Genomic DNA, 9,805 nt, shown 5'->3' on the forward strand with positions numbered 1-9,805 from the left:
ATCTCATGAACCAGTCCCTGCCTTGCTTTTTCCAATTCATCACATTTGGTCATCCGTCTCCCTTGCCAGAGGATGCTCAGAGCGATACACCGGGATCGGGACCGTTACCTCATCTCAGCAGAATGAAAGGGAATTGAGAGAATCTCGATAAAAATAGATTACTTTTTAATTCTGTTTCCCTAACGCCTACCTGTGGTATAGATGGGCAGAGGCGGACACCACACACTCGCAAAGGCTGCACTCCTGATCATCGCGGTGACGTGCCTCATCTCAGCCAGTTACTCCGGCGCAACAACCTTGCCCCATAACGATGCTGATCGGGCCGCCGAACCACTCGGGGGGACGACCTGGAAACTCACTCAATTTTGTGCGGATAACGGCTCGATCATTGCACCCCTGCCCGGAACGGAACCGCTTATCGCTTTCAGCGAGGACGGCACGCTCTCGGGTTTGGCCGGGGGGAATCCCTACTCCGCCTCCTACAGAATCAATGGTTCAACCATCACGGTGGAATCAGGCGACGTCGCACTGGCCCACCCCGCAATAGCCCAGGACTTTGCCCGGCAGGAAAGCCGGTACCGCGAACTCCTTGTTGCGGCCGCTTCTTACCGCGTTGAAGATAACCTTTTGATCCTCTCCGGTCCGTCGGGCAGAAATCTGCTCGTGTTCTCGCGGATAGAGGGGCCAAAGACCGGACCACTGCTCTCGGCCGAACGATAACCCTGCTACCAGATCGTCGAAATACGCTCGCGGTCATCGACAGCAGGATCTTCTTGTGCCTGCTGGTGAGGAGGATTTTCAAAGCAGCCCGGATACTATACCCGCCGATATGACCGCCCTTCTGCCGGGAGGGAGTAATGCATCTGGGCAAAGACCCATGCGTGGCCTGTCCCGCGGAGCACCGCCGTCATCCGCCCGGTTAAGGTCTGCGGAGCGCCGTCTACGACGAAGTGATAGGTCATATCGGCCATGATCCAGGCGATTGTCCCCTCTGCTCCGATATGAATCCCGGAGAGCTCAAGTGAGATCGCCTCAGTCTTCGCAAACTCGCGCTCAATGTGCCTGCGGTAAGCCTCCTTCCCGATAACCCTCTCATCGACCCCGATTCCGAAACCCCGGAAATCAGGGTCGGTAAGCGCCATGATGCCCTCGATGTCTTTTCTCCCGATGGCCTCCGCCATTCGCTGGAGCATCGCCATGATCTGGTTCCGTGTCTGTTCACTGACACGCATGAAGAGGTGTCCTGTCAAAAGAGAGATATTCGTTTCGAGGAGATGTGCTGTTTCAGGCCGGGAGCACGTCGCCAGAGGCTCCGTCCACCGGTGCTCTCCCTGCTGCACGGAGGAGCGCGCGGAGTTCCGGGGAATGCGCAGCCCGGATGAGGGCGGCGACGCCGTCGTCTGCAGCGAGTTCCTTCCGGATCACGAGATCGTACGACTCGTAACCGAGCGGGGTGAACCGGAGCCCTGCTTCCCTGGCCATATGAGCCGTACAGACACCGGCGTCTGCGTTCCCACTGCTGATAGCAGCAACAACCGCACTATGCGTTCGTATCTCGTGACCATACCCGCTGATCCCCCCGGCATCGAGACCCTGCCCGTCCAGCCATTCATCAAAGAGTGTTCGTGCCGGCGTTCCCTTTGGACGGTTGACGAACCGCAACGATGCAAGATCGGCGGGATCAAGGTGCCCGGTCGAGGCGATCCCGAGTTCCGTCCGGGCTACCTGAAGTCGCAGGAGGTCCACGTCGGGCAGGAACCTGAGGACATGGTCGTTCCAGGCCGATCTGGTCTCCGGAAGAGCGACCGCTGCCGCATGGCAGGTGTTTCCCCGGAGAGCCAGCACCGCACCAATCGTCGAGGCGTTGCAGCAGTGGAGCAGGTAACCGGCATCCGCAAGGCAGTTTCCAAGTTCGCCGAGAGCAAGATCGCGCTGACCGACACAGATGAGCGTGCGGGCGATCGTGGCCGGAGGAACGGTGAGCCGGACACGCACCTCCTCGCCTGCCTCGATACCCTCTCGATCGGCAGGGATGTGAAGGTAGCCGTTCGCCCGGACAACCGCCATCTGGATACCCCCGCCCCGGGGATGCGGGGTCGCCCAGCAGGTGCCGGAGACTCTCCCGATCGAGACCGGAATAAACTCGTCAAATCCAAGATCGGACGCCAATCTCCGCGAGAGCCGGACGTCCAGCTCCTCGGCCTGAGGTGCTGAAAGCCCCCACCATTCAAGCAGGTTCCCGACGACCTCGCGGAGAATCGTCTGTGCCGCGACGGGATACCCGGGCATCCCGATGACCGGTTTGCCGTTGACCCTCGCAAGCAGCACCGGTTTTCCCGGTCGAACGGCGATACCGTGGAATATGATCTCTCCGAGCGCCTCGACGACCTCCCGGGAGTAATCGCGGGTGCCGGCCGATGACCCCGCCGAGAGAATGACAAGGTCGTTCTCAACGAGGGCCTTCTCCAATGCCGGGCGAATCAGATCAGGGTCGTCAGGAACAATACCGTAACGGCAGCAGGTCGCTCCCATCCGGGTGAGGTAGGCCTCCGCCATGAGGGTATTCGTCTCGATTGTCTGGCCGGGCGCCGGTGCTACACCGAGCGGGACGAGGTCGCTCCCCGTTGGGATAATGCCGATCCTGACCGATCTCACGCATACCCGGGTTATTCCGTAGGTCGCGAGCGCACCGATATCGAACGACCGGATTCGATGACCTTTTGGGAGTACCAGTTCACCGGCTCGGATATCTTCGCCCGCATGCCGGACGTTCTGGCCGGATGAGGCAGATTTCCTGATCCAGGGTATGCCGCCATCATCCCAGGTATCCTCGATCATGACAACCGCATCAAAGGATGGAGGGATCAAATCCCCGGTATTAACCCGAGCATACTCAGTGAGAGGCAGCGGCCGCTGGTCCTGTGCTCCCAGCGTCTCCCTGCTCTTCACCGCGTATCCGTCGAACTTTGCTATATCGGTCTCCGGGACCGAATATGCTGCATAAATGGGTTTAGCCGTCACTCTGTCGACAGCCTGGCGCAACGGCACGGTCTCGGCATGCTCCTCCGGAGGAAATGCCGCCCGCATAGCCGCAAGTGCTTCCGAAAGTGGCGTAAGGTTCAGGTACCGGCGTGGCATATTAGACTCCAGAAACTATGTCTCCAGCGGCTGCGCCGGAGAGCAGACGGCGCAGTCTAATAGCGATTCTTCGGGGCACGCAAGAATTTCATCGACGCTCTCGGGCACGGCACGAAGGTGGAAGATTACCTCCTCTTGTGGACTGGATACGCTATAGCGATCATCTTTCGAGTATCGGAGCCGGCAGTTTCCCCGGCTTGCGCCGGTGATCCCGATGAGTGCATCGGAGATGCAAGGGTCAGCGCCGAGCACGACTGAGATCTGCGGCGCCCGTAGGTCGCTTTTGAGGGCGCGGGTTGCCGCCTCCGCGATCCGCACCGCAACCGCCACGCCCGGGCAGAGTTCCCCGTGATAGTTCATGGCCTCACGAATGAGGCCGGCCCGGTACTCTGCAGGACTCATCTTCAGGATCTTCTCCGTCCGGTCGTGGCCGGTCGCAGAGAAGACGCAGTCCCATCCTGCCTGGTAGGGCTTGATATCGATCACCGGCGTCCCGTCGATGAGGTCGACGTTTGCAAGCGCGAGAAATCGTCCATCTTGGATGCCGATCAGTCGAACCACCGAGATTGAGAGAGGGTTCGGCCGGGCAGGAGAACGAAGGGAAAAGACGCCTTTCTCCGGCAGGTCGCTCGAAACCTTCCGGGCCACTGCCCGCAGGACGTCGCGGTCGGCCTCATGCATCCAGCAGACGAGGATCAGGTGTGAGTTCTCCTCGATACCTGCGAGCCCCTCGGAGTATTGGGGAAGTATCTCAATCTCGGCGTCGACGCCCTGGACCGGCATATCACTGCGAGAGTGAATACTCGAATGCACGAATCCGATAGGAGAGAGCTCCATGCGGTGCCTTCTATCTCAATAGATTTATACCTCCCCAAAAGGGGGAGGAGCTCACGTTCAATATGCTATTTTTTCGTAATAGGACTGGGATCGGCAGTCTGAGCAAGCCCCATCGACGAGCAGGTGGTCGGGGACCATCTCACCGCATATGGAGCAGATTGCAGATTTCCACGGCCATTTCTGCGGTACTTTCACCCGCACCCGTTCGGCGGAGATGAATGCACGCCCTGCATCGAGGATCTCGTCAATCAACGCTGCACCCCGTTCTCTCGGGTCAAAGAGCGGGTCTTTCGTGAACCAGAGAGCAAACGTTGGATACTGCTCGATCTTATCGCCGTCGACAAAGACCCGGATTCCATTTACGTATGGAGAGTCGGCAGGTCCGTTCATGGTGAGGGCGAACTTTCCGATCGGGAGCACCCGGAGACGGTGATTGCCGATCGTACAGTGGGCAATCACCTGCAGGGCGTCCGGCAGACACTTCATGGTCTCGCAGACAGCGTAGATCTTCTCGCCCTTGGGTGGATTCAGGAGTTCCAAGGCGTAGTCCACCATGTAGACCCCGACCAGGAGTCCGGGAGCTGCATAGGTATGAAAGTCGATACATCGCCGGAAGTGCTCAATCAACTCTGGAGAGGTACCTTTTGATTTGAGCCTGGTCTCGATGTCGTCCCATGTGTGAGTCAGTCTCGGTTGCACGGGATAATGTTTGGTCAAGGTTATTTGTAAATATTTTGGCTCTGTAAAATTTGTTCAATTAACAAAATATATATAAATATGACTTATTCCTTTTATTTTGCCATAAAACCTGATATGGCGCCTAAACCACATGAGCAACCTGAGAATTAAATTTAAACTTGCCTGTAACAATTATACGCCATAATATTTCGATCGAAGTTAAATGAGTAAGTTTAAATTTATATACTACGTAGTAAATGTAAAACTAATGGTGTGCGCATGTCTCTCTTTGGACATGCCGGCGACCGACGTTGAACGCAACAATTTGGAGAATGTGAATGGCTGAAACCAATGGAAAACTGCGCTATGTTCCCACGACATGCCCATACTGCGGTGTAGGGTGTGGGCTCAACCTCGTGGTGAACGACGGCAAGCTTGTTGGGGTTGAGCCCAACAAGAGGTCCCCGATCAACGAAGGGAAACTCTGCCCCAAGGGGGCAACCTGCTGGGAGTTTGTCCAGAGTCCGGATCGGCTGACAAAGCCTCTCATCAAGAGGAACGGCAAGTTTGAAGAAGCGACCTGGGATGAGGCGCTCGATCTCGTTGCCTCGAAGTTCAAGGAGATCTATGAGAAATATGGGCCTAAGTCCCTCGGTTTCCAGGTCTCGTGCCGGACCCCGAACGAGGAGTGCTACATCATGCAGAAACTCGCCCGGGTCGCCTTCAAGACCAACAACATAGACAACTGTGCCCGTATCTGCCACGGACCATCCGTCGCCGGACTCTCGCTCTCGTTCGGCTCCGGTGCCGCGACAAACCCATTCGAGGACGCCTTAAACGCCGATGTCATCTTCCTTATCGGTGCAAACACTATTGAGGCACACCCACTCGCTGGCCGCCGGCTTGTCCAGGCAAAGAAGATGGGGAAGAAGATCATCGTCTGCGACCCGCGGTACACTCCCACGGCACGTCTGGCCGACGAGTACGTCCGCTACAACCCCTCGACGAACATCGCCCTGATCAACTCGATCATGTACTGGATCATCCAGCAGGATCTCCACGACAAGGAGTTCATCGAGAAGAGGACGACTGGATTTGAGGAACTGAAGAAGACCGTGGAGAAGTACGCCGACGTTGAGTCGATCACCGGTGTGCCCACCGAGCGGGTCAAGGAGATTGCCCGGATCTACGCCAGTGCAAAGAACGCAGTGATCATCTACTGCCTCGGCATCACGGAGCTCACGACCGGCACGGACAACGTTCGGTCGCTTGGAAACCTTGCCATGCTCACCGGCAACGTCGGGAGACCCGGAACTGGTGTCAACCCGCTCCGTGGCCAGAACAATGTGCAGGGCGCCTGCGACATGGGTGCCTACCCGAACGTCTTCTCCGGCTACCAGAAGTGCGAGGATGATGCCGTCAGGGCGCGTATGGAGGAACTCTGGGGCGTCACCGGACTTGCAAAAGAGTACGGCGCGACATTAATAGAGCAGATCAAGCAGTGCGGCGACCAGATCAAGGCAATGTATATCTTTGCGCTGAACCCGGTTGTCTCTTATCCGGATTCGAACCTCGTCATGCAGTCGCTTGAGAAACTCGACTTCCTTGTCGTGCAGGACATCTTCATGACCGAGACGGCGCAATATGCCGACGTCATCCTGCCCGGCGCATCGTTTGCCGAGAAGGATGGTACGTTCACCAGCGGTGAGCGGCGTGTCAACCGTATCCGCAAGGCCGTGGAGCCTCCGGGCGATGCAAAGGAAGACTGGCAGATCTTCGTCGAACTTGCCCACAAACTCGGGCTCAACGGTTTCGACTTCAACTCGCCGGAGGATATCTGGAACGACATGCGGCGTGTCACCCCGTCGATGGCCGGTATCACCTACGCAAGGATGGAGAAACCGGAGTCTGTGCACTGGCCCTGCCCATCCGAGGACCACCCTGGAACGCCCATCCTGCACCGCGAGAAGTTCGCTAACCCCGACGGCCTCGGACACTTCTTCGGCATCGAATATCGACCGCCTGCGGAGGTTGCCGACGAGGAGTATCCGTTCACCCTGATGACCGGACGTCTGCTCTTCCACTACCACACCCGGACCCAGACCGGCCGGGCGAAGATCCTCCACCAGGAGGTGCCGGAAGCCTACGTGCAGATCAACACGGAGGACGCTGCGCGGCTGAATATCCTGAATGGTGAGAAGATCAGACTCGTAAGCCGGCGCGGACAGGCAGAGGCCCTTGCCAGGGTGACCGATGAGGTCGGGCCCGGTGTGCTGATGATGACGATGCACTTCGGTGGGGCTGGATCTGTGAACCAGCTGACGAACACCGCCCTCGACCCGCTCTCCAAGATGCCGGAGTTGAAGCACAGCGCTGTGAAGGTCGAGAAGATCACGGGGGTGCAGTGAGATGGTAGCAAAGGGAGATATGGTATACGCCTGGACAACGAGCCCCGAACTCGCCGAGGTGGCGGAGTGCGGCGGCGCGGTGACCGGGCTTCTCAAGTATGCCCTGGAGAACAATATCGTTGACGCCGTGCTGGCAGTGAAGAAGGGAGTGGACCTCTACGACGCTGTTCCCACGCTCATCACCGACCCGGCAGAGATCGGACAGACGGCAGGCTCGCTTCACTGCGGAACGCTCCTGCTCTCGAAACTGATCAAGAAGTACCTCGACGGCGCCGAGAACATGCGTATCGGGGTGACGGTCAAGGGCTGCGATGCAATGGGCATCTACGAGCTCGCGAAGCGCAACCAGGTCAACCTGGACAACATCCTGATGATCGGCGTCAACTGTGGTGGTTCGGTCAGCCCCGTCGCCGCCCGGAAGATGATTCGCGAGAAGTTCGGCGTTGACCCCGACGACGTCGTCAAGGAAGAGATCGACAAGGGCCAGTTCATCATCGTCACGAAGGACGGTCAGCACAAGGGCATCTCGATCGACGAACTCGAGGAAGAAGGCTACGGCCGCCGCAGCAACTGCCGCCGCTGCAAGATGAAGATCCCCCGCCAGGCCGATCTTGCCTGCGGAAACTGGGGTGTCATCGGTGACAAGGCCGGCAAGGCGACCTTCGTCGAGGTCTGCTCGGAGAAGGGGGCAAACCTCCTCGATGCAGCCGTGAAGGCCGGTGCAATCGCCTCCGAGCCCGCAAACCCGAAGGGCATCGAGATCCGCGGCAAGGTCGAGAACGCGATGCTCAAACTCGGCGACAAGTGGCGGGCGCGCTACTTCGGAGAGCTCGGCGATGGCAAGGAGCGCCTCCAGAAGATCATGGAGGACTCGAGCCGGTGCACCAAGTGCTACGCCTGTATCTCGAACTGCCCGATCTGCTACTGTGTCGAGTGCAGCACGAAGAAGCCCTACCTGGTAGCGCCCGGCGTTCTCCCCGTGCCGTTCATGTTCCACCTGATCCGCTACGCTCACGTGGCTGACTCATGTGTCAACTGCGGCCAGTGTGAGGAGAACTGCCCGATGGAGATCGCGAACTCCCTCTATATGCACGCCCTGCAGACCGAGATGGAGAAGATGTTCGGCCACGTCCCGGGTGTGAACATGGATCTTCCAGTGCTTGCGCTCGTTGAGGAGCGGGCGGAGCGGGATCGGCTCACTGCAACCGGCGACGACCAGATCTTCGACATATTCAAGTAATCCCCTTGCCACGGCAGGCTGTGATGGGCTCGCGCCCGGAGCCTGACCGGACCCGGGGAGGGTCCAATCGGGTGTGTGATCGATCGTCGAAGAGCATCTTGAGTTCTATAAAAATCTGAAAGTGCCCGTGCCGGGGCACAAAAGAATTTGCCTGGGCAATACCCGGGGACGGACGGATTCCCCGATCCTCTCCCGCCCCGGGGTAGCCGGTAAAACCTCTTTTATACCGTTTTTCGACTCATGAGAATAAATGAGGTAAGCGGGATCGGATGGCCGAACTGCTGCAATACCTATGAGGTTCGTCTGTCCCTCATTGCCGTTCGTGACATAGAGAGGTGGTGTTGGGCAGAGCGTTCTCCGTAATCTCGGTAAGAGTTTACGACGCACCATATCAAACGCGATCAAGGGACCGGCAGGATATAGTTCACCCCCGCAGATCTCTTATGGGATGACCGGCCCCACACCGGGCAGTGCCCGGTGCTCTCCGGGAATGCGTCAATACGATGTGAGGAAGCATGTTCAAGAGAATTGCCTGTATCCGTATCGGTGGTGGAGAGATCGCCCGTGATGCCGCCGAGGAGACGCCGGTTGCGATCTTCGTCAATGGCCGCCACCTGACAACCGTGATCTTGAGCCCCGGTGGGTTTCAGGACTTCATCACTGGCTACCTCTATACCGAAGAGATCATCAAAAGCCCCGATGAGATCGAGTCGGTCAGGATCGAGGAGAATAGGATCAGTGTCCTCACAAAGAATCCCTTCCGAAGGGGCACCGTAAAGAAGACCATCCTCTCCGGGTGCGGAGGGGCTGTCTCCTACATCGACACCCAGAAACTGCCCACAATCGACTCCGATCTCGCGGTCTCCATCCCCGAGATCGAGGCCGCCGTCGCTGCCCTTTCGGCGCCCGACCCGCTCGATGCGGTTTTGCTCGCCCTGGACGGCCGGCTCGTCGCCCGCTTCGAAGATCTCGACCGCCACAACGCACTCGACCGGGTCATCGGCCGGGGACTCCAGGACAAACTCGACTTCTCCCGGATGGTCGCCGCCAGCACCGGGGCGATCACCTCCGAGATGGTCAGGAAGTGCCTGGTTGCCGGCATCCCGGTGCTCGTCTCCACCGGCACGCCGACCGCGCTTGCCGTCGAGATCGCAGACGAGACGGGCCTATGCATCGTCGGTTCTGCCAGGACACCGGAGATGGCGGTCTATACGCATCCGGAGAGGATTGTGGGGTGTAGCGGGGCGTAGGGTGGGAAACCTTTCGAAATTCTTCGAATTTTTCACTCTCTGATCCTACGAATCGCCGCACCTCGAAACTCTTCGAGTTTCTCAAGATCCGGTCCTTCGGACTCTCGCTCCTCCAAAACCCACCATCTTTTCAGGAGGACAACCCCGGCGAGGACTCCTGGCGGCGGTTCATAGGTATGCGGATCGGCTCCCTGCGGCACGAGCACGATCACCCGAACGTGGTCGCCTCCAACACGCTCCAGGAATTCGACCGA

At 58.5% G+C, this 9,805-nt stretch carries 9 protein-coding genes; 4 read left to right on the top strand and 5 right to left on the bottom strand.

Annotated elements, in window-relative coordinates; genetic code table 11:
- Positions 1-201: 201 nt before the first annotated feature.
- A complete protein-coding gene (locus tag MCUTH_RS11075; RefSeq protein ID WP_066958852.1) occupies positions 202-720 on the top strand; it encodes an META domain-containing protein in 519 nt (172 codons plus the stop codon).
- A 95-nt stretch (positions 721-815) separates the two neighbouring features.
- Here the strand turns inward: MCUTH_RS11075 and MCUTH_RS11080 are convergent, their stop codons facing one another.
- From MCUTH_RS11080 to MCUTH_RS11095, 4 genes are read right to left on the bottom strand one after another with little or no spacing between them, the layout of a single operon-like run.
- Complete coding sequence (locus MCUTH_RS11080; RefSeq protein WP_066958853.1) at positions 816-1,232, bottom strand: nuclear transport factor 2 family protein; 417 nt, start codon at positions 1,230-1,232, stop codon at positions 816-818.
- Between the two features lie 52 nt (positions 1,233-1,284).
- The gene (locus tag MCUTH_RS11085; protein WP_066958854.1) at positions 1,285-3,138 is read right to left on the bottom strand and encodes a molybdopterin biosynthesis protein; all 1,854 of its coding nucleotides are present in this window, start codon (positions 3,136-3,138) and stop codon (positions 1,285-1,287) included.
- Positions 3,139-3,153: 15 nt separating this feature from the next.
- Complete coding sequence (gene tsaA, locus MCUTH_RS11090; protein WP_066958855.1) at positions 3,154-3,975, bottom strand: tRNA (N6-threonylcarbamoyladenosine(37)-N6)-methyltransferase TrmO; 822 nt, start codon at positions 3,973-3,975, stop codon at positions 3,154-3,156.
- Positions 3,976-4,032: 57 nt separating this feature from the next.
- A complete protein-coding gene (locus MCUTH_RS11095; RefSeq protein WP_066958862.1) occupies positions 4,033-4,674 on the bottom strand; it encodes an FmdE family protein in 642 nt (213 codons plus the stop codon).
- A gap of 317 nt (positions 4,675-4,991) precedes the next feature.
- Here MCUTH_RS11095 and fdhF point away from each other — a divergent pair, with 317 nt between their 5' ends.
- The 3 genes from fdhF to fdhD all read left to right on the top strand — a co-directional run bounded on the left by fdhF (position 4,992) and on the right by fdhD (position 9,551).
- The gene (gene fdhF, locus MCUTH_RS11100) at positions 4,992-7,061 is read left to right on the top strand and encodes a formate dehydrogenase subunit alpha (protein ID WP_066958856.1); all 2,070 of its coding nucleotides are present in this window, start codon (positions 4,992-4,994) and stop codon (positions 7,059-7,061) included.
- A 1-nt stretch (position 7,062) separates the two neighbouring features.
- Positions 7,063-8,301 (top strand): Coenzyme F420 hydrogenase/dehydrogenase, beta subunit C-terminal domain, encoded by a 1,239-nt coding sequence (locus MCUTH_RS11105; RefSeq protein ID WP_066958857.1) that lies wholly within the window; start codon positions 7,063-7,065, stop codon positions 8,299-8,301.
- A 515-nt stretch (positions 8,302-8,816) separates the two neighbouring features.
- On the top strand, positions 8,817-9,551 hold the full coding sequence (gene fdhD, locus MCUTH_RS11110; protein ID WP_066958858.1) for a formate dehydrogenase accessory sulfurtransferase FdhD: 735 nt from the start codon (positions 8,817-8,819) through the stop codon (positions 9,549-9,551).
- 32 nt (positions 9,552-9,583) lie between these two features.
- On the opposite strand, the gene MCUTH_RS12010 is transcribed toward fdhD, so the two are convergent.
- The coding region (locus MCUTH_RS12010; RefSeq protein WP_236707460.1) for a metal ABC transporter solute-binding protein, Zn/Mn family at positions 9,584-9,805 on the bottom strand (222 nt) is incomplete at its 5' end.

Origin of the sequence: Methanoculleus thermophilus (assembly GCF_001571405.1) — an archaeon.
GTDB lineage: Archaea > Halobacteriota > Methanomicrobia > Methanomicrobiales > Methanoculleaceae > Methanoculleus > Methanoculleus thermophilus.

What these genes read in the sequence shown, in the direction of transcription:
- MCUTH_RS11075 (WP_066958852.1), top strand. Translation starts at nt 202, where the DNA reads ATGGGCAGAGGCGGACACCACACACTCGCAAAGGCTGCACTCCTGATC.
- MCUTH_RS11080 (WP_066958853.1), bottom strand. Translation starts at nt 1,232, where the DNA reads ATGCGTGTCAGTGAACAGACACGGAACCAGATCATGGCGATGCTCCAG.
- MCUTH_RS11085 (WP_066958854.1), bottom strand. Translation starts at nt 3,138, where the DNA reads ATGCCACGCCGGTACCTGAACCTTACGCCACTTTCGGAAGCACTTGCG.
- tsaA (WP_066958855.1), bottom strand. Translation starts at nt 3,975, where the DNA reads ATGGAGCTCTCTCCTATCGGATTCGTGCATTCGAGTATTCACTCTCGC.
- fdhF (WP_066958856.1), top strand. Translation starts at nt 4,992, where the DNA reads ATGGCTGAAACCAATGGAAAACTGCGCTATGTTCCCACGACATGCCCA.
- MCUTH_RS11105 (WP_066958857.1), top strand. Translation starts at nt 7,063, where the DNA reads ATGGTAGCAAAGGGAGATATGGTATACGCCTGGACAACGAGCCCCGAA.
- fdhD (WP_066958858.1), top strand. Translation starts at nt 8,817, where the DNA reads ATGTTCAAGAGAATTGCCTGTATCCGTATCGGTGGTGGAGAGATCGCC.